Raw genomic sequence first — 19,622 nt, 5'->3', positions numbered from 1 at the left:
AGATCTTGCGCCGAGATGGCGGTGATGTGGATATCTTGGGCAGATATCCACAGAAACTTTGCATCCATCAACAATAAATCGAAGTCACAATGCCGCTATATATTGACACTATGTGGTGATCACACCCTATATAGGGGTGCTTCGGTTCTTTCGATTCCTGTCGAAGGCTAAGAGGGAAGCCGGTGAAATTCCGGCGCTGCCCCCGCAACTGTAAGCGGATAGCAAGGCTGAATATGCCACTGGGGGGCATCCTCGGGAAGGCCAGCCAAGCGTTGATCCGCTAGTCAGGAGACCTGCCGAAAGTGCAAAATGATGACCACGAACGGAGGGTTCGGGGGCGCGCAAGAAGTGGTGCTGCCACTCTGCGTCCTCGGCTTTGACAAAAAGAAAGAGGACAGATGAGCATCATCGTTTATTCCAAACCCGCTTGTGTACAATGCACCGCCACCACACGTGCGCTGGACGCCAAAGGCATCAGCTATGATGTGGTTGATCTGACGCAGGACGACAGCGCGCTGAGCCATGTGACCGAGCTGGGCTATCGTCAGGCGCCGGTGGTTGTGGCGGGGGCGGATCACTGGTCGGGCTTCCGCCCTGACATGATCGCACAGCTGGCCTAAGGGAGGTGAGCCGCCAATTTCCGGCGCTTGTCTACTATTCCTCAAAATCGGGCAACACCCACCGGTTTGTGACGCGGCTTGGTATTGAAGCCGCGCGCATCTCGGAAGATCCCGACGCGCCGCTCCCTGACCCCAAAGAAGCCTTTGTTCTGATCTGTCCGACCTATGCAGATGGGCAGGGGCGGGGGGCAGTGCCCAAACAGGTGATCCGTTTTCTAAACGACGCCACCAAACGCGCCCACCTTGTTGGGGTGATCGCCACCGGCAATCGCAACTTTGGCGCCACCTATGGGTTGGCCGGGCGCGTCATCGCCGAAAAATGCAATGTCCCGCTGCTCTACACGTTCGAGCTGGCAGGCACCGAAACTGATATTTCCCGCGTCCGTGCGGGGCTGGAAAAGATTGGGAGACCGCTATGCTCGACAGCACAGTGAACGAGCAGGACTATCACGCACTCAACGCGATGCTGAATCTGTATGACGCGGATGGCAACATCCGCTTTGACGCGGATCGCATGGCGGCGCGTCAGTATTTCCTGCAGCATGTGAACCAGAACACCGTTTTCTTCCACTCGTTGGATGAAAAGCTCGGCTATCTGGTGAGCGAAGGCTACTATGAAGAAGCGGTTCTGGATCAATATTCCAAGAACTTCATGCGCGCGATCTGGGAAGCGGCCTATGCCAAGAAATTCCGGTTCCCGACCTTCCTTGGCGCCTTCAAATATTACACCTCCTACACGCTGAAAACCCGTGACGGGCAGCGCTTCCTGGAGCGCTATGAGGACCGTGTGGTCATGACCTCTCTGGCGCTGGCGCGTGGGGATGAGGATCAGGCCATGGCCTTTATGGAAGAGATTCTGGAGGGCCGTTTCCAGCCGGCCACACCGACCTTCCTGAACGCCGGTAAAGCCTCCCGTGGCGAGCTGATCTCCTGCTTCCTGCTGCGTCTGGAAGACAATATGGAAAGCATTGGCCGCGGCATCAACTCTGCACTGCAGCTCTCCAAGCGGGGTGGCGGTGTGGCGCTTTTGCTGACCAACATCCGCGAGCACGGCGCGCCGATCAAAGGCATTGAGAACCAGTCTTCCGGTGTGATCCCGGTGATGAAGCTGCTCGAAGACAGCTTTTCCTATGCCAACCAGCTGGGCGCACGTCAGGGCGCAGGCGCGGTCTATCTGAACGCGCACCATCCTGACATCATGCGTTTCCTCGACACAAAGCGCGAAAACGCAGACGAAAAAATCCGCATCAAGACGTTGTCTCTTGGCGTGGTGATCCCCGACATCACCTTTGAGCTCGCTAAGAAAAACGCCGATATGTATCTGTTCTCTCCGCATGACGTGGAGAAGGTCTATGGCGTGCCTTTCTCTGAGATCTCGGTGACCGAGAAATATGAGGAGATGGTGGACGACAAGCGCATTCGCAAATCCAAGGTGAACGCGCGCGAATTCTTCCAGACCATTGCCGAAATCCAGTTTGAGAGCGGCTACCCTTATGTGATGTTTGAAGACACGGTGAACCGGATGAACCCGATTGAGGGCCGGATCAACATGTCCAACCTCTGTTCGGAAATTCTTCAGGTGAATGAGGCGTCTGAGTTCAACGAAGACCTCGGCTATGCCAAGATGGGCAGCGATATTTCCTGCAACCTCGGCTCGCTCAACATCGCCAAAACCATGGACGGCAAAGATCTGGGCCGTACCGTGGGGGCCGCGATCCGTGCGCTGACGGCTGTATCTGAAATGTCCGCGATCGACTCCGTGCCATCGGTGCGCAAAGGCAATGATGACAGCCACGCCATCGGCCTTGGCCAGATGAACCTGCATGGCTTCCTTGCGCGTGAGCACATTCACTATGGCAGCCCGGAAGGCATTGAATTCACATCGGTTTACTTTGCCGCTGTGGCTTTCCACGCGATCCGCACCTCTTGCGATCTGGCGCAGGAACGCAAGGCTTCTTTCAAAGGGTTTGAGCGCTCTGACTATGCCTCTGGTGTGTTCTTTGACAAATACACCGAGCAGGACTGGTTGCCGAAAAGCGATAAGGTGAAAGCGCTGTTTGACGGTGTGGATCTGCCCACTCGTGAGGATTGGGCCGCGCTGAAGGCTGACGTGATGAAACACGGGCTGTTCAACCGCAACCTTCAGGCCGTGCCGCCGACCGGCTCGATCTCCTACATCAACAACTCGACCTCATCGATCCACCCGATTGTGTCCAAAATCGAGATCCGCAAAGAGGGCAAAATCGGCCGCGTCTACTATCCAGCCGCCTTCATGAACAACGAGAACCTCGAGTATTACCGTGACGCCTATGAAATCGGCCCCGAGGCGCTGATTGATACCTACGCGGCGGCCACCGAGCACGTGGATCAAGGCCTGTCTCTGACCCTGTTCTTCCCGGCCGAAGCCACCACGCGCGACATCAACCGTGCGCAAATCTATGCCTGGAAAAAAGGCATCAAAACAATCTATTATGTGCGTCTGCGTCAGGAGGCCCTTGAGGGCACCGAGGTGCAGGGCTGCGTATCCTGCTCGCTGTAAGGGACGTCAGACATGAAAGACATGATCGAAACCCACATCCCCCGCGCCATCAATTGGAACCGTCTGGAGGACGACAAGGACCTTGAGGTCTGGAACCGCCTGACGGTGAATTTCTGGCTGCCGGAAAAAGTGCCGCTGTCCAATGACATCCCCAGCTGGGGCACGCTGACCGACCATGAAAAACAGCTCACCATCCGCGTGTTCACCGGGCTGACGCTGCTGGATACGATCCAGAACTCTGTGGGTGCGCCTGCGCTGATGCCCGATGCGATCACCCCGCATGAAGAGGCAGTGCTGACCAATATCGCCTTTATGGAGGCGGTGCATGCGCGCAGCTATTCCTCCATCTTTTCAACGCTTTGCTCCACCAAGGAGATTGATGAGGCGTTCCGCTGGTCGGAAGAGAATCCGCATCTGCAAGCCAAAGCCAAAGCGATCCTTGATACCTATGCGCCGGGCAATGACCCGCTCAAGCGCAAGATCGCTTCCGTGTTCCTTGAGAGCTTCCTGTTCTATTCAGGCTTCTATCTGCCGATGTATTGGTCGAGCCGCGCCAAGCTGACCAACACCGCCGATCTGATCCGCCTGATTATCCGCGACGAGGCGGTGCATGGCTATTACATCGGCTATAAATTCCAGCGCGGCTATGAGCAGCTCGATGAGGCCGGACAGCAGGAGCTGAAGGACTATGCCTTTGGCCTGATGTTTGAGCTGTACGGGATTGAGAACCAATACACCGAAGAGCTTTATGACGAGCTTGGCCTCACTGAGGATGTGAAGGTCTTCCTGCATTACAACGCCAACAAAGCCCTGCAGAACCTCGGCTTTGAAGCGCTGTTCCCGCCGGAAGTCTCCGAGGTAAACCCCGCCATTCTGGCCGCTCTCAGCCCGGACAGCGAAAACCACGACTTCTTCTCCGGCTCGGGCTCTTCTTATGTGATCGGCAAAGCGGTCGCGACCGAAGACGAAGACTGGGATTTCTGATGTCCCGCGACACACTTGCGCTTGTGAAGGAATGGCATGAGGCCTTTGATGTGCCTGTGGTTGACACACCTGCCATTCCCCAAGAGCGTGCGGAGATGCGTCAGGACATTCTCGAAGAAGAGGTGGCCGAGCTGCGCGCTGCTATTGCGGCCGGGGATATGGTCGAGGTGCTCGATGCGCTGTGTGACATTCAGTATGTGCTGGATGGCACCTTTCTGGAGTTCGGCCTGCATGGGTTGAAACCCGCCGCCATGGCCGAGGTGCATGCCTCCAACATGTCCAAGTTGGGTGCCGACGGCCGCCCGGTGCTGCGCGCAGATGGCAAGGTGCTGAAAGGGCCGGATTTTCGGCGGCCTGATTTGGGGCGGGTTTTGAAGGATGGGTGAGTAAGAGGTAGGTTGGTTAGTGGCTTAGGCTCGAACGACTTTAAACAAGCAGCAGAGTAATCAAGACGAAACTAGGGTTTGCTAAGAAATTTCTGACGAAGTTGGAATGGTAACGACAGCCGTAGTCAGTATATCTCCTGCGACTTTACCATTCGGCTATTCCCAGTGAGACAAACAGGAACCCTAATACGATCATGCCAATTATCGACAGGATAGCGATAGTCTGCGCTGCTTCTTTGTCGTCTTCATGAAACAGAATTTGGCCACCGCATTTCGGGCACGGCTTCCGCCCCATGTTTTTAAATGTTCGTCTAGTGACCCAGCCACACTGGGAGCACCGACCTTTCATTTTATCTCCGGAAGACATCGACAAGCCTCTCGTTTGCTAACACTACTCCTACACAGGAAGCGTTTGGATGCAATCAAAGCAAGCATTTTCATTGCATCAGCAACCCCTAGTAGATAAGGGTCACGCCGCTACAAAACATTGGGCTTTCTAAAAATGCTGACTTTCGCTTTGCAAAGCGAAAGTGGGGATTGCTGCAAATTCTTCTCTGTAGTCAATCGAAACACTTCCAGAACACCATCGCCTCAAAAGCCATAGAACACAAAAAAAGCCCGGCATGTCTGCCGGGCCTTTCTGTGAGCCCGAGAGCGGGGGGCTCAGACCTCTACTGCCACTTTGCCAATCGGGTTGGAGCAGCAGGCGAGGATGTAGCCGGCTTCGATGTCGTCGTCCGAAATGCCGCCGTTGTGAACCATATGCACCTCGCCTTCGGTCTTTTTGACCTTGCAGGTGCCGCAGACGCCGAAGGTACAGCCTGAGGGGATGTTGAGCCCGACCGAGCGCGCGGCGGCGAGCACGGTTTCGGTCTCGGCGACTTTGGCGGTGACATCAGACGTGGCGAAGTGGATTTCCGCCTTGCGGTCCTCGTCAGGCACCACATCATCCAGCGCGGGCTGTTCGGCCTCGGTTTCCACCGGCGCGCCAAAGCTCTCCTGATGGTAGTTGTCCATGTCAAAGCCCAGACCGGCCAGCGCTTCGCGCACCGCGGTCATGAAGGGCTCTGGCCCGCAGCAATAGACCTCGCGGTCAAGATAATCCGGCGCCATCAGGCCCAGCATCAGCTGGTTGAACTGCCCCTGATAGCCCGTCCAGGGGCGGTAGGGATCGGGCTCTTCGACCACAAATTTGAGATCCAGTCCGGGGGTGCGGCTGGCCATCTGTTCAAGCCTTTGGCGGAAGATGATTTCCGAGGGGCGCTTGGCGCAGTTGATGAAGACGGCGTCCAGTTCCTGGCCTTCGTCCCACATGCAGGTGGTCATCGACATCATGGGGGTGACGCCGGAACCTGCCGAGATGAAGAGGAATTTCTTCGCTGTGCTGCCCGCGTTGGTGAAGAGGCCTGCCGGTCCCAAGGCTCTCAGGCGCATGCCGGGGCGCAGGTTGTCGAGCATCCAGCGGGTGCCGATGCTGTCAGGCTGTGCCTTTGCAGTGATGGTGATCGAGCGCGGGCGTGAGGGCGAGGAGGATATCGTGTAGGTGCGGTGCACCACGCCTCCCGGCTGACCCGGTGCGGGGATTTCCAGGGTCAGGAACTGCCCCGGATCATAGGCGAAGAGGGCGCCGGATGGGGCGCGGAAGGTGAAGCTCGCCGTGTTGGGCATTTCCGGCACGATGGAGACGCATTCCAGCATCTCGTTGTCCTGCCAAACGGTTGCGGTGGTCTGAAGATCTTTCATCACATCACTCCGCAGCAAGGGTGTTTGGGGTCAGGTGGCTGGCCAGTTTGGCGCAATACCATTCAACAAACTGCAGCACGCCGGATTCCTGTGTCGGGGAATAGGGGCCGGGCACATAGGCGGGGCTGTTGATGCCCTGCTGGTTGTCCTCGACCACGCGGCGGTCTTCATCGTTGGTGGCCATCCAGACTTCAGTCAGGCGCTTGAGATCATAATCCCGGCCTTCCACGGCGTCTTTGTGCACCAGCCATTTGGTGGTGACTTCGGTCTCGGTCGGGCTGATCGGGGTGACGCGGAAGACGATGGAATGGTCTGCGAGGAAGTGGTTCCAGGTTGTCGGGTAGTGGAACTGCAGCAATGCGCCAGCATCAGCGAATGGCACGCGTCCGAGCCACGGACGTACGGCGGTTTTGCCATCCATCGTGTAGCTTTCCGCGCCTTCTTTTAGCGGCATGCGCGCCACGCGGTATTGGCCTTCTTCGCTGAGGTGGAAGTTGGAGGGCAGACCGGCGGCTTCGCAGCGGTCAAAATGGGCCTGCAGGTGGTCAGGTGTTTCGCCACCTTCGCCAATGCCGGTCACGCTGGGGTCATCGGGGTAGGTGCGGCACAAGGCCGGGTGGTTGCCGCCACAGTGGTAACATTCACGATTGTTTTCCCAGACCAGCTTCCAGTTGCCGTTTTCGACAATGGAGCTTTCGAATGCCACTTTGGCATTGCCCAGATCATGAGCCTCCAAATAGGGGTGCACGGTTTCTGCGAAGGGTGCGAAATCAGGGGCTTCGTCTGCCAGACAGATGTAGACGAGACCGGCGAGCTCCTGACAATGCACGGTTTTCAGGCCATGTTGCTTGGGGTCAAAATCCGGCCCCATGTCGCGCGCCCAGAGCAGCGAGCCGTCCAGCTCATAGGTCCACTGGTGATAAGGGCAGACCAGCTTGGGGGCATGGCCCTTGGCAGCTTTGCAGATCACCGAGCCGCGATGGCGGCAGGTGTTGTGAAAGGCGCGGATCTGATTGTCGGCACCGCGCACAATGATGACGCGGTAAGCGCCAACATTGTAGGTGACGTAGCTGCCTGCTTTCTCCAATTCGCAAGACGGAATGGCAAACAGCCACTCGCGATAGTGGATGGCTTCAAGGTCGGTCTGAAAGATCTCGGGATCTGTATAGAAGGCTTGCTCTAGAGCATGACCCGGGTTTCGACGCGCCAATAGGGTGTGAATGTTATTCAAATCTGGCTCTCCTGCCGCACCCCGCGGCCTTGCTTGGGGCAGATGGCACAGAGGCTTGCGCAGGCGGGATGAGGATCGCGCCCAGACAGAAGCCTCCACCGCCACCCGCGGTTTGACGTTTGCAAGGCTGGTTTCCGGACTTCGAAGCGGCTTTCACCTGGTTTTGGCACCTTCCCGGGATCCTCCTCCCAGTGGTCGTTTGCCGAACCTCACCTTCGTTACCGTTGCGGGGGCAGTGCCGGTATTTCACCGGCTTCCCAATTCTCCATTGCCGGACAAACCGGCAACAGCACCTCACGCCCGCAAGATATTTTGAAGTCGGATTGCCTCTAAAATTTTTGCGACCTTTCCGGTTGCAAAACAGACATTGGCCCGATCGGGGGTAAATTTTCGAAAGAAGCCGTGGGATTTTCTGAAAAAATGATGCGCAGGATGGGCGGGTTTCGGCCAAAAAATGCGCATCTAGGCCTTTGCGGGGCGTAGGGGCTTTAGAATGTGAAGCCGAGCAGGCCGAGGCTGAAGATCAGGATCATCAGGCCGGTCAACATCTGCAGCGCAGGCAGCATGGTGGCCACGCCGTGCAGGGAGCCCGATGACATCACAGCCAAGCGGCGGGCAGCAGTGCTTGAGACCGCCACAAGACTTGTCAGGGCGGCGGTGCCCAGCCCCATAACCACAACGGCCAGAGCGCCGGCGGTTTTGATGTCCATTTGCCACGCGATGACCAGCAGGAAAACGGCGCCGGTGCAGGGCCGGATTGCAATGCTGAGGATCAGCGCGATGGCCTCTCTGACAGATGTAAGGCGGGCGGCTTCCTCAGCCGTGGGGCCATGGGCGTGACCGCAGCCGCAGTCATCACGAGCGTGGTCATGGGAGTGATCATGGTGGTGGCTGTGCTTGGCCGTGCTTTTGGGAAGCGCGCGCGCACCTCGCCAGATGATCGCGAGTCCCACACAGGAAATGGCGAGATAGCTGGCGGGGGCCAGAATGTCCTCGGTCCACCCTGTCATCTGTTGCGCGCTGGCCTGCACAATGGAGAAACCGCCATAGACCAAGATGATCGCCCAAAGTGCCTGTGCGAGGCTCGAGGCCACGGCGAGTGACAGCAGGCGCATGGCGGAGACTTCTGTACCGAGCCCCACACCGCCAACGAGATATTTGCCGTGCCCCGGCCCCAGCGCATGCACAAAGCCGTAGGCGGCGGTTGCGCTGAGAAGCGCAAAATAAGCGCCCGGCTCGCCCATTTTCAAAGCGCGGACTGTTCCGGCCATCTGGTTTTGAAATCCACGCTGCGCCTCAACCGCCCAAGCGGAGACCGAGGAGAAATCCACCATCCAGAAGACCGCAAGCGCCAGAGCTGCGATCACACAGAAAGACAGTATCACGCGCATATGAGGATGATCCTATCGGCAAATTCTTTGCCTACATTGGGGATGCTCGGGGTCTCTTCCCGGCTGAGCAGCGCCAATGAGGCTTGCAGGCTGTTGTTCTTGAGCGCTGGGTTGAAGGGGATCACCTCAGCGCGGCACCCTTCTGCTGGGCCCAAGAGTTCGGGCGTGTCGGTGATGGAGAATGCAAAGAAATAGGTGGACTCATAAAAGGCGACCTCTGCTGGGGACGCGCCCAGCGGGAGCGCCGTTTTGAGATCGCGTGTGAAGGTGAGCTGCAAGCGCCCGTCAATCAGCTGCGCATCGAGATCTCTGGGCCAATCGAGAGAAACACGTTCGCCATGCACTGACAAATGGGCGGAGCCGTTGAAATCCAGAGGCCAATTGCTTCTGATGCGGATGAGTTCTTGTCGGTCCGCTTCATCCAAGGAGCCTTCGGCGTTGAGAGACATGTCGTAGGAGGACAGTATGTAGAGCGTCTCAAAGGCATCGTAGAGCCATGTGACGTTGAGGGCAGTCAGGCGGTGTTCCGCGTCAAACACGAAATCCACGCCGCCGTCGACAAAGACATGCGGATGCGCCTTGGCTTGCGGGCTGAGCCCGAAGAGCAGGCAGCAGAGTGCCGTGATCAGAACATTGTGTCGAAGCACAGTGAAGGCGCGACGCGAAGGAAGATGTCTCAAGACGGTATCGCCTCAGTCCTTGAGGTTGCATGTGATGAGAGGCCTTTGGACCCCTTGTCGCCTAATATCTCTCAGGTTGCGACGTGATCAAAGCCTTCTTAGGGGCAAGCGCGATCAAATTTCCTTTTGCGGATCAAAGACCGGGTCCAGAACCAACACAGAGCGCGTTTCGCCAGTGCCTTCGATGGGAGGCGAACGGTGGAGCAAGCCGGATTGCGGGGTTTCCGGCCAGAGCGTGCCGCGCAGGACGATGGGCGCGCCAGTGGGAACTGTGAACACCCGGTTTGGCTCTTCGCCGTTGGGAGAGATCCCATATTGCGTTCCGGTGCCACGGTAGGTGCAGACGAGGCGGGCCGTCACCGCATCTATGTGGAAGCGACGGCAAGCGTTGGTGGTGATGATGTCAAAGCGTAACCGCAGATACGGGGCGTTCAGGATATTGGCAAAGGCCATCGCCATCTCGGAAACGTCGTCGATCAGAAGCGCGCGTTCCGGGCAGTCGGGCGTTCCTGAGAGGGCACAGACCTGCAACAACGTGTCTTTCACCCGATCCGCACGCAAGACCACCCGCGCTTTTGGCAGGTGATCAGGGGGAAGAGATTGCATCCATGTTGTCAGCTCCGGCGCCATTTGCCGCCGCCAGAGCACGGCGGCGCAGCCGGGATGGTGAATGGCAGAAAGGGCCGCCAGATTTGGGGCCAAGCCAACACCAATTGAGGCGTCTTTCACCACCTCGCGTGAGACACTCATGCCACGTCCTCAACGCGGCGCCAGCCGGGGAAAGGATCCGGCATGTCCAGTGGGAGCGCCTCTGGTCCGGCTGCGGCGATCACGGGCAGTAGGCAGCCATCAAGCTTGGCCTTAAGCGCAGGCCAGTCGATGTTTGCGCCGATGAACACCAGCTCCTGACGGCGATCACCCCATGGCTCCACCCAATGCTGTTTTAAATACGCTTGTGCGGACGCATGTTCGGGCCAACGCTCTTTGGGCACGGTGGCCCACCAGGTGCCCATGGGTTTTACGCTGGACAGCGCGCCTGCCAGCGAGAATTCTGCAACCCATTCCGGGCGGGTGGCAATCCAGAAGTGGCCTTTGGCGCGGATCACACCCGGCATTTCGCCGTTCAGGACCGCGAGAATTTTCTCCGGAATGAAAGGTTGGCGAGCGCGGTAAACATAGCTGGTGACGCCGTATTCTTCGGTTTCAGGTACGTGATCGGCAAAGCCGTAAAGCTCTTTGGCCCACATGGGATGTTCATGTGCTTTGTCAAAATCAAACAGACCGGTATCGAGAACTTTCTCTGCGGTCACTTCGGAGTGGTTGGTCTCAATGATTTCGGCATCCGCATTGAGACTGCGGATGATTTTGCAGGCGGCATCGACCTGTTCAGGTGTCGCATCAGCCACCTTGTTCAGGATCACCACATCGGCGAATTCCATTTGATCGGTGAGCAGATGCACCAATGTGCGTTCATCTTCCTCTCCCATGACTTCGCCGCGATCGCGCAGAAAGTCGTGGCTGGAGAAGTCTTTAAGCAGGTTGACCGCGTCCACAACGGTGACCATCGTGTCCAGCCGGGCAACATCAGACAGGCTTTCGCCGTATTCATCGCGGAAATCAAAGGTTGCGGCGACGGGGAGCGGTTCGGCAATGCCTGTGGATTCGATCAGCAGGTAGTCAAAGCGGCCTTCAGCGGCGAGACGGCGCACCTCGTCAAGCAGGTCATCACGCAGGGTGCAGCAAATGCAGCCGTTGGACATTTCAACCAGCGTTTCCTCGGTGCGGCTGAGTTCGGTGTCGGCGCGCACGAGATCGGCGTCGATGTTAACCTCGGACATGTCGTTGACAATGACAGCCACGCGACGCCCCTCGCGGTTGTTCAGAACGCGGTTGAGCAGGGTTGTCTTGCCGGCGCCCAGAAATCCGGAGAGGACGGTGACGGGAAGGCGTGTGTCGCGCATGAAGGGACCTCATCTGTGTTGGTGCCATAGCTGGCGGGTGGTGACGGTTGGTTGGTCAAAAAGGGGAGGGCAATTTCAGGAAGGCACCTGAGGCGAGGCGGTTTGGACATACCGGCGCCAGCGCAGGCATTTAGGGGGTCTGTATGCGCTCCGAATTTGCTGACTCTCCAGATCGCGAATATGTAACGTTATACTATAACATTGCACAAGGTGCTTTTTTGACATGGCGCGATTTTCGCGGTGACTGCGCCAGCACGCCCCGCATCAAACAAACGATGGGGCTAAGAGTTTGGTTTTTCAATTGAATTGACAGCGGGAGAGGTTCTTGCACCTCCCCGTCTCGATGTCTTTGACACCAAGTTTGAGCGGAGGATCGCCGCTTTGCATCCGTCGCATTCAGGCGACTGCAAAGTGGGCGGCCTCTTTCGGAAGGGGCCGCCCGATGAATTTGCGCAGATGTGCCTTAGGCTGCGTTTGCCACAGACGGTTGCGAAGCACTGGAGAGTGCGTCAGTTTGGAAGAAGCGCACCAATTGTTCCAAGTTGCTCACATCTGAGGCGACCATTTGAATGGCGGCGGTAGCCTCCTCGACCATGGCGGCGTTCTTTTGGGTCATGTTATCCAGCTGGGACATGCCGACGTTGATTTCATCAAGGCCGACAGACTGCTCTGACGCGCCTTCAGCGATGCCTGAAATCAGTTGCGTGATTTCGTTGATGCGGGTCGAGATGCCGTTGATCGCGTCGCCTGCCTGGCTGACAAGGTCGACGCCATTTTCGATCTGATGCGCGCTGTCTTTGATGCGGGCATTGATCTGCAATGCGGCGTTCGCAGACTTGAGCGCCAGCGCACGCACCTCGGATGCCACAACCGCAAAGCCTCTGCCAGCCTCACCGGCACGGGCCGCTTCTACGCCCGCGTTCAGAGCCAAGAGGTTGGTTTGGAACGCAATGTCATCAATCACACCGATGATTTGAGAGATCTCATCGGAGGTGTGCTGCAGGTTGGTCATGGCCTCAACGGCATCATGGACCACTTTGCTGCTTTCCTCGGCCTGTTGTTGCGCGCCGAGTGTGTTTTCTTCCACGCTGCGGGCATTGTCGGCGGTGGTGCGGACGGTTTCTGTCATCGTGGCGAGCGCGGCGGCGGTTTCTTCCAAGGTCACAGCCTGGCTTTCGGTTCGATGGGCGAGGCCTGTGGAGGCCTGATTGATTTCAGACGCACCGTTGGAGATGGAAATCGTGGAGTCGACAACCTGACGCACGGTTTCTGATAGCCGCTCTATGGCGTTGTTAAAGTCATGTCCAAGCTGTTGATAACCTTCGGGAAGCTCGTGCGCGATGCGCGCAGAGAGGTCGCCTTGTGACAGTTGGGACAGTCCGGACCCGATGGCATCCACTGCGGACTTTTGTTCGGCAAAGCGCTGCTCTGCCTCTTCTTGTTGAAGTTGCTGCTGTTGCTCAATGCGCGTCCCAAAAGCAGAGACCGCATTCAGAATGTCGCCAATTTCATCGTTTCGGGTGGCTGTATCCGCGCTCTGTTCCCCGCTCTCTTGCTGTCCGGCCCGCTCAATGAGTGCAGGGACGGCGCGAATGGGGCGAATGATCCCGAAATGAACCGATACGAGGGCGGCTGTGGCGGCGACAAAGGCGGTTATGGCCAGAGCGATGTAGGACAGGGTTTCCCGTTGCTTTTGATCCGCTTTGGCCGCTGCGATTTGCGCCTCGGTCACTTCGGATTGCACCAGCATCAAACGGTCAGACAGAGCTGAGAACTGGATGCTGGCCTCATCGAGGCTGCGGCGCAGTGCTTTGGTTTTCAAGAGCTCTTCGAACCGGAAGTTGTTGCGGGCGGCCTGAAAATCTCCGGCGCTGGCCAGCCGGAGGGTGCGGCTGTTTGAGACGGTATAGAGCGATGCGAGACGATCAATTTGCCCTGCGGCTCTGGTCAGGTAGAGGATGTGCTTTTCCAACTGATCGGTTGGCAAACCCGTGCGCTCGATGGCGGAGGCAAACCCGATGATGCCTTTCAGGTAGGCCCGAATGGATTTTTGCAAATCCGCGCGTTTTGCGGCCTCGTCTTCAGGGGCGAAGCGATCAGCCGCCAGGTTGGCGCGGCGGGTGTTTTCCATCTGAACCATGGCGCGGTTGATGTTCAGCAGAGCGTTGGTGACGTTGTTGCTGTTCTGTGTGAGCAAGCGGTTGCTGTCTACGATGAGGGATTTTTGTGACAGGAGGCCTGAGGATTGCACATGGGCGTTCCAGATTGAAATCACCACAATGGCGGACAAGAGGATCATCGGCCCGATGACCCATGCCAAAATCCGAGTGGCCAGCCGCATCTGGAACTTTCCGGTGAAGGGGCGTTTTCCGGAGGTTACATTCGAAATTTTCATATTTCTGGTCTCCTCGGAACGCTTAGATGGATGGCTTGGTGAGCGCGGCCAAGATCAGCTGTGCATGTTTGATTTCGCGGTAGACATCAGACGGGGTTTTGCCGCCTTCGTAGGGGGCGAAGACCACATGCGGGGCTGCGTTTGTAGCATTCATCAGCGCCATGGTGTCTGCATAGGCGCGCGAAAGCACCACAATCACATCATCGGGTGAGATCGGACCGGATTGGGCTGCAGGCACGGTGATTTTGCCGGGTACGGCAAACGCCGGATCGTTTTCGGAGAGAGACTGCAGATCTTGAAGAAGTGACAAACCCGCATGGTAGGCTTCTGATGGGGTGCGTCCGGATTCGGCTGCGAGATCGGATTCGTTGATGGAGAGCCCTTGTTTTGCCAGAACGGCGCTCAGGGACTGGCGGATGCTCACGGCCACGCGAAAAACGTCGTTTGGCACAGTGGCGGGCACGCCAAGCGCTTTGAGCTCACCAGACACTCTGAGCAGGCTGCCGTAAACATCTTTGGGTTTCTTGCCGCTTTGGAGATCGACGGAGATGGTGCTCTCCTCAAGTCCGTAAGTCGGGCGGAGATCCTGTGCCTCAATCAGCAGCTGGTCGACGAACTCTTTGACCTCTGCCGGAGTCACTTTGTGGACTTTGACCTGATTGAGACCGTGGGTTTCTAGCCCATTCATAAAGCGGAGCAGCTGAACTTTGCGCCACTGGTCGCGCGCCAAAAACAGCACGTGTCTTGGCATCGCGTCATCATCTGGTGTCGCCGAGGTGGCGCTCTTGGTGAAGTTTTCCTGATTCAGGACCTGAAGTTCTTGTACCAGCGCTTCGGTCACTTGGTAGACGTGATCAGGTTTGACCCCCGACGCTGTTGATGGCTGTGCAAGGGCAATCAAGCCGGAAAATGCTATGCTGAATGAGAGAGTGATCTTGGTGATACTCATTTTGAGGCTCCATCGGTCAGTGTCGCGCGTTTGCTGTCCTAACGTCATCTGGAGAAGAAAGAGTTAAACTGGCAGTGGGGGCTGCAAATTGAATTTGTGGTTGGAAGGTGGAGATTAAAGTGCAGCAAAATAACGGTAAAACTGAAAATTGTGTGAAAAGGACGAAGGCATTCTGTCCAGGTCTCCGGCGGTGAGCAGTTGTCTCGGGGTGCGAACGTCACGTCACCAATTCGCTTCGGACCACGCCTCACTGTGCCAGATGGAGTTGACTCAATGACGCGCATCGTGGATTGCTGCACGTGATGGTATCTGGTGCATCAGCGCCGGATAAAAGGGAATACGGTGCGGCGATATATGCGCCAAGTCCGTGACTGCCCCCGCAACTGTAGGCGGTGAGCAACCCCAAATGCCACTGGGCCAGAGCCCGGGAAGGTGGGGAAGCCAAGCACCGCGAGTCAGGAGACCTGCCATCATCAAACGTAACTCAACCCGGGCGGGGTGTCCCGGAAGGAGGCCAAGATGGCTCTTTTGGCTTATGCCGCAGACATGACTGGTTCCCTGTTCGCCCCGCGCTTTCGCGGAGGGCGAAATGAACCGAACACCCACTCATCGCATCACAGTCTGTACGTCCTGTCGCCACAAAGGCGAAACCTGCAAGCCGGGCTATGAGCTGATTGCGAAGCTCCGGACGGCCATTGCCGCAGCCGGGGACAGCATCGCCGAGGACTTTGAGATCACAGGCACGGCCCGTGTGGCCGCTTGTGATCGCCCTTGCACGGTGGCCTATCACGCAACACGCAGTGCGTCCTATCTCTTTGGCGATATCACACCTGATGAGGACATTGACGCGCTGATGGAGTTTGCCCGGCAGCATGATGCGCTGGATGACGGTTGGGGCGGCCCGGTGGAGGTGCCGGATATGTTGTGCGCGTCCAGCCTCTCGCGTGTTCCGGCGACCATTTTGGCGATCGAGGATTGCATGGAGCGTGTGTCATGACCGCGGCGGCGCTGGAAGTGCGCAATGTGAGCTGGGCACCGCGCAAGCGCGACCCATTGCTGCTGGAAGACACAAGCTTCACCCTCAAGGAGGGCGAGGTGATGGGGCTTGTTGGCCCAAACGGTGCCGGCAAAACCACACTTTTGCGCATGATCTACGGCTACAATCGCCCCTTGTCGGGCGACATCCTGCTTGGTGGTGACTCGCTGCGCCAAATGGCACCGCGTGCCGTGGCCCGCAAAGTAGCAGCTGTTCTGCAGGAACAACCGTCAGATTTTGCGCTGACGGTCCGGGAAGTGGTGGCGCTTGGGCGTGTGCCGCATCGGCTTGGCCTGTCCACGCCGGGCAAGCGCGATGCGGATGTGATTGACGGGGCGCTGGCGCGTCTTCAGCTGCAGCATCTGACCGACCGGAGCCTTTCCACGCTTTCAGGAGGCGAACGCCAGCGGGTGATGGTTGCGCGCGCGCTTGCGCAAGAGCCGCAGTTGCTCGTGCTGGATGAGCCGACAAATCACTTGGACATCCGCCATCAGCTTGAGGTGCTGCAGCTGATCCGAGATCTGGATCTGACAATCGTCACCTCGCTGCATGATCTCAATCTGGCGGCAGATGTTTGTGATCGTATCCTTGTCTTGAAAGACGGTCGTCCGCAGGGATTTGGCGCTCCGGTGGATGTGCTGAACGACGCGCTTGTCTCCGACACGTTTCAGGTTCAGGCGCAACGCGAACAGCTCAGCCTGAGCCAGAAGCCCCACCTCACTTTCCGACTTCAATAAAAACAAAGCTCAACAAAGGACCCATTATGAAAAAGAGCACTCTCACCCTCGGGCTGATCCTTGCAGCCCAAACCGCTGCGGCGGAAACCACCGTGCAAAGCTGTAACCGCACCGTCACTTTTGATGCGCCGCCAAAGGCTGCGATCTCCAACGATGTGAACCTGACCGAAATGATGCTGGTGCTTGGCCTTGCAGATCGCATGGTCGGCTACACCGGTATTTCAGGCTGGAAGACGCTGGATGAAGAGATGCGTGCTGGCGTGGAAGAGCTGCCGGAGCTTTCCGCAAAATATCCGTCAAAAGAAGTGCTGGTTGACGCGGATGCTGATTTCTTCTTTGCCGGTTGGAACTATGGCATGAAGGTCGGCGGCGATGTGACCCCCGAAACCCTCGCGCCGTTTGGCATTGACGTCTACGAGCTAACAGAAAGCTGCATCCATATCGGCGAGAAAGCCAAGGTTAGCATGGACGACATGTACAACGACCTGCTCAACCTCGGCAAAATCTTTGATGTTGAAGCGAAGGCCGAAGCGCTTGTGGATGGCTATAAGGCGGAGCTGGCCGCGTTTACCGACGGCCTGGAAACCGCGGACGAGCCGCTGCGCGTCTTTGTGTATGACAGCGGCGAAGACACACCTTTCACCGCAGGGCTTTATGCCATGCCAACCGCGATGATTGAGGCCGCTGGCGGCACCAACATCATGGACGACTTTGAGAAAAGCTGGGGCACGGTCACTTGGGAAGCGGTTGTCGAGCGCAACCCTGAAGTGGTTGTGATTGTGAACTACGGTAAGGTCACCGCAGAAGAAAAACGCGCGTTCATGATGAACAACCCAGCCTTTGCCGAACTGGATGCGGTGAAGAACGACCGTTTTGTTGTGCTGGAATATGTCGAGGCGACCCCTGGTCCGCGCAACATCAAAGCCGTGAAGAAGCTGGCCGAAGGCTTCTGGGGCTCTGAAGGTGTGGCAAGCCACTAAATGAACAAGGACCACTTCCGACAAAACGTCTCTTTCTGGATGGCTCTTTTTGGCAGCTTTGCTGCGTTGGGAGTGTCCTTGTCTTTTGCGATTTCGATGGGCGCTATTGCGGTGCCCATCGACACGGTTTGGGGTGTGTTCCTGGATAAGCTGGGTGTCTGGTCCGGCGATCCGACCTGGTCAAAAGGGCGCGCCGCCATCGTTTGGGAAATCCGTTTTCCGCGCGCGCTTTTGGCGGTCATGGTCGGGGCCGGTCTGGCTGTTGTGGGGGCCACGTTGCAGGCAGTGACCCGCAATCCGCTGGCCGATCCGCATCTGCTAGGTATTTCATCCGGAGGGGCGTTTGGAGCCATTTTGGCTTTGCTGCACACAGGCCTGTTCCTTGGCCTTCTGACCGTGCCGCTTATGGCCTTCCTAGGGGCTTTGATTGCGACGCTCTGCGTTTTGGTGGTGTCAAAATGGGCGGGGGCGATGAGTGCAGACCGGCTGGTTTTGACCGGGGTGGCCATCTCCTTTGTTGTGATGGCCTGCGCCAACATATTGATTTTTCTCGGTGATCCGAAGGCGACCCATACGGTTGTCTTCTGGATGCTTGGAGGTTTGGGGCTGGCGCAGTGGTCGCATCTGATCTATCCGCTGGCCATTTTGGTGCCCTGTAGCCTGTGGCTCTGGCTGCAGGCACCGCAACTCAATGCGATGACCATTGGCGATGAGACCGCAAGCTCTCTTGGCATTCCGGTGGCCCGATTTCGGCTGACTGTCTTTGTGGTGGGAGCACTGATCACCGGCGTGATGGTCGCCTTTTCCGGTATGATCGGATTTGTGGGTCTGATGGTGCCCCACATCGTGCGGCTGATTGTTGGTGGCAATTACATCCGGTTGGTGCCGCTGTCGGCGATATTTGGTGGGATTTTCCTGCTCTGGGCCGACATTGTCGCCCGCACTGTGATGGCGCCTGAAGATATTCCGGTTGGGATCGTGACGGGGCTGATTGGCGGGGTCGCGTTTGTGCTGTTGCTGAAGCGATGACTAGGCGCGGACTACACAGCCGACACGATGGCTTCTGACAGCGCTTCCCATTGTTTGCGCCCAATCGCTTCGCGTGATGCCAAAAGCCAGTAGGTTTCGCGGTGCTCCATGACGTCATTGCCCAGTTGCTGAAGCGCGCCTGAGCGCAAGTCTTCTTCGCACAGCGGGAGGGAACCAAGTGCAATGCCATGGCCCGCTTTGGCAGCGGCGATGGCGCCATGCAACGTGTCGATCCGGATCTGCGGTATGGGCGTTGAGGGAATGCCAAACCGCGCGGCAAAAACGTCCCAGTCCGGCCGTGGCCCAGTACAGGCGATGCGGGGCAGGTGGTGCCAGTTAGTTGAGGCAAGGCTCGGTGCGCAGACCGGAGCGAGCGCCTCTCTGAACAGCGGAAGTTTGTAGTGATGCGGCCAGTCTCCTGCGCCATAGCGGATTTGCAGGGAACTGTCAGGCGTTGAGGTTTGTCCGGTTAAAACAAAGGACTGGAGTGAAATCTGCGCGCCTGTTGCCACAGTCATCTGAGCCAGTCGCGGCGCAAGCCACATGGAAATCACAGATTGGCTTGCCAGAATTGTCAGGCGGGAGCGGCCTCTAGAAAACAACATTTCAGAACTGTCGCTGAGCGTGCGAAAGGCGGATTGCACATGGGGCAGCCAGGTTTCGCCTTCCACGGTTAGCGTGATTGTGCGGCTTTGACGCAAGAAGAGTTGCGTGCCGAGGAGTTTTTCAAGTTGCGAGATACGCTGGCTGATTGCGGGTTGGGTGAGGCCTGTCTCTTCTGCAGCGGCGGTAAAGCTGCCGAGGCGCGCGGCCGCTTCGAAAGCGCGGACCCATTCGAGAGGCGGTAGGGATGGAGTTGGCTTATTCATAAATTATTTCGATGCTCAGTCGGGTTATTTCAAATTTGATTTTATGCAAATTCCCAGGAGAATGTAAGGCGACCGTTCGTGCTGTTAGCCAA

18 protein-coding genes and 3 riboswitches are annotated in these 19,622 nt (G+C 57.5%); of the genes, 9 read left to right on the top strand and 9 right to left on the bottom strand.

What is annotated here, in order from left to right; genetic code table 11:
- Positions 1 to 125: 125 nt before the first annotated feature.
- A riboswitch (cobalamin riboswitch) is annotated at positions 126 to 316 on the top strand.
- Positions 317 to 398: 82 nt separating this feature from the next.
- The 5 genes from nrdH to J7412_RS17140 are packed head-to-tail and all read left to right on the top strand — an operon-like array spanning position 399 to position 4,529.
- Positions 399 to 620 carry a glutaredoxin-like protein NrdH gene (gene nrdH / locus J7412_RS17160; protein WP_209065525.1) on the top strand — a complete coding sequence of 74 codons (222 nt, stop codon included), beginning with the start codon at positions 399 to 401 and terminating at the stop codon, positions 618 to 620.
- Positions 621 to 625: 5 nt separating this feature from the next.
- Positions 626 to 1,054 carry a class Ib ribonucleoside-diphosphate reductase assembly flavoprotein NrdI gene (gene nrdI, locus J7412_RS17155; RefSeq protein WP_209065526.1) on the top strand — a complete coding sequence of 143 codons (429 nt, stop codon included), beginning with the start codon at positions 626 to 628 and terminating at the stop codon, positions 1,052 to 1,054.
- The gene (nrdE, locus tag J7412_RS17150) at positions 1,036 to 3,159 is read left to right on the top strand and encodes a class 1b ribonucleoside-diphosphate reductase subunit alpha (protein ID WP_209079741.1); all 2,124 of its coding nucleotides are present in this window, start codon (positions 1,036 to 1,038) and stop codon (positions 3,157 to 3,159) included. Before nrdI ends, nrdE begins: the two co-directional genes overlap by 19 nt.
- 12 nt (positions 3,160 to 3,171) lie before the next feature.
- Positions 3,172 to 4,143, top strand: coding sequence for a class 1b ribonucleoside-diphosphate reductase subunit beta (nrdF, locus tag J7412_RS17145; RefSeq protein WP_209079740.1), 972 nt, complete (start codon positions 3,172 to 3,174; stop codon positions 4,141 to 4,143).
- Positions 4,143 to 4,529, top strand: a complete 387-nt coding sequence (locus tag J7412_RS17140) for a nucleoside triphosphate pyrophosphohydrolase family protein (protein WP_209079739.1) — start codon at positions 4,143 to 4,145, stop codon at positions 4,527 to 4,529. The genes nrdF and J7412_RS17140 overlap by 1 nt, the downstream gene beginning before the upstream one ends.
- Positions 4,530 to 5,192: 663 nt before the next feature.
- Here the strand turns inward: J7412_RS17140 and J7412_RS17135 are convergent.
- The 8 genes from J7412_RS17135 to J7412_RS17100 form a co-directional block, all read right to left on the bottom strand.
- Positions 5,193 to 6,272, bottom strand: coding sequence for a hybrid-cluster NAD(P)-dependent oxidoreductase (locus J7412_RS17135; RefSeq protein WP_209079738.1), 1,080 nt, complete (start codon positions 6,270 to 6,272; stop codon positions 5,193 to 5,195).
- A 4-nt stretch (positions 6,273 to 6,276) separates the two neighbouring features.
- Complete coding sequence (locus J7412_RS17130) at positions 6,277 to 7,503, bottom strand: aromatic ring-hydroxylating dioxygenase subunit alpha (protein WP_209079737.1); 1,227 nt, start codon at positions 7,501 to 7,503, stop codon at positions 6,277 to 6,279.
- A gap of 107 nt (positions 7,504 to 7,610) precedes the next feature.
- A riboswitch (cobalamin riboswitch) is annotated at positions 7,611 to 7,815 on the bottom strand.
- 176 nt (positions 7,816 to 7,991) lie between these two features.
- The gene (locus J7412_RS17125; RefSeq protein ID WP_209079736.1) at positions 7,992 to 8,894 is read right to left on the bottom strand and encodes a hypothetical protein; all 903 of its coding nucleotides are present in this window, start codon (positions 8,892 to 8,894) and stop codon (positions 7,992 to 7,994) included.
- The gene (locus J7412_RS17120; protein WP_209079735.1) at positions 8,885 to 9,574 is read right to left on the bottom strand and encodes a DUF1007 family protein; all 690 of its coding nucleotides are present in this window, start codon (positions 9,572 to 9,574) and stop codon (positions 8,885 to 8,887) included. The genes J7412_RS17125 and J7412_RS17120 overlap by 10 nt, the downstream gene beginning before the upstream one ends.
- A gap of 114 nt (positions 9,575 to 9,688) precedes the next feature.
- Positions 9,689 to 10,324 (bottom strand): DUF1826 domain-containing protein, encoded by a 636-nt coding sequence (locus J7412_RS17115; protein ID WP_209079734.1) that lies wholly within the window; start codon positions 10,322 to 10,324, stop codon positions 9,689 to 9,691.
- On the bottom strand, positions 10,321 to 11,535 hold the full coding sequence (locus tag J7412_RS17110) for a GTP-binding protein (protein WP_209079733.1): 1,215 nt from the start codon (positions 11,533 to 11,535) through the stop codon (positions 10,321 to 10,323). Before J7412_RS17110 ends, J7412_RS17115 begins: the two co-directional genes overlap by 4 nt.
- Before the next feature lie 463 nt (positions 11,536 to 11,998).
- Positions 11,999 to 13,930, bottom strand: a complete 1,932-nt coding sequence (locus J7412_RS17105) for a methyl-accepting chemotaxis protein (RefSeq protein ID WP_209079732.1) — start codon at positions 13,928 to 13,930, stop codon at positions 11,999 to 12,001.
- 22 nt (positions 13,931 to 13,952) lie between these two features.
- A complete protein-coding gene (locus J7412_RS17100) occupies positions 13,953 to 14,879 on the bottom strand; it encodes a hypothetical protein (RefSeq protein ID WP_209079731.1) in 927 nt (308 codons plus the stop codon).
- Positions 14,880 to 15,165: 286 nt separating this feature from the next.
- Positions 15,166 to 15,366: riboswitch (cobalamin riboswitch) on the top strand.
- Between the two features lie 102 nt (positions 15,367 to 15,468).
- Here J7412_RS17100 and J7412_RS17095 point away from each other — a divergent pair.
- The 4 genes from J7412_RS17095 to J7412_RS17080 are packed head-to-tail and all read left to right on the top strand — an operon-like array spanning position 15,469 to position 18,661.
- Positions 15,469 to 15,876, top strand: coding sequence for a DUF1636 domain-containing protein (locus J7412_RS17095; RefSeq protein ID WP_209079730.1), 408 nt, complete (start codon positions 15,469 to 15,471; stop codon positions 15,874 to 15,876).
- Positions 15,873 to 16,652: an ABC transporter ATP-binding protein gene (locus J7412_RS17090; RefSeq protein ID WP_209079729.1), complete on the top strand. Its 780-nt coding sequence runs from the start codon at positions 15,873 to 15,875 to the stop codon at positions 16,650 to 16,652. Before J7412_RS17095 ends, J7412_RS17090 begins: the two co-directional genes overlap by 4 nt.
- Positions 16,653 to 16,678: 26 nt before the next feature.
- Positions 16,679 to 17,632 (top strand): ABC transporter substrate-binding protein, encoded by a 954-nt coding sequence (locus tag J7412_RS17085; protein ID WP_209079728.1) that lies wholly within the window; start codon positions 16,679 to 16,681, stop codon positions 17,630 to 17,632.
- Positions 17,633 to 17,671: 39 nt separating this feature from the next.
- Complete coding sequence (locus tag J7412_RS17080; RefSeq protein WP_247743991.1) at positions 17,672 to 18,661, top strand: iron ABC transporter permease; 990 nt, start codon at positions 17,672 to 17,674, stop codon at positions 18,659 to 18,661.
- Between the two features lie 11 nt (positions 18,662 to 18,672).
- Here the strand turns inward: J7412_RS17080 and J7412_RS17075 are convergent, their stop codons facing one another.
- Complete coding sequence (locus tag J7412_RS17075) at positions 18,673 to 19,530, bottom strand: LysR family transcriptional regulator (RefSeq protein WP_209079726.1); 858 nt, start codon at positions 19,528 to 19,530, stop codon at positions 18,673 to 18,675.
- Between the last annotated feature and the right edge of the window lie 92 nt (positions 19,531 to 19,622).

The sequence above is a fragment of the Shimia sp. R9_3 genome (genome assembly GCF_017743755.1).
Classification (GTDB): Bacteria; Pseudomonadota; Alphaproteobacteria; order Rhodobacterales; family Rhodobacteraceae; genus Shimia.
Note: the sequence above shows the minus strand (reverse complement) of the source record. Positions and strands in the feature narration are given on the sequence as shown.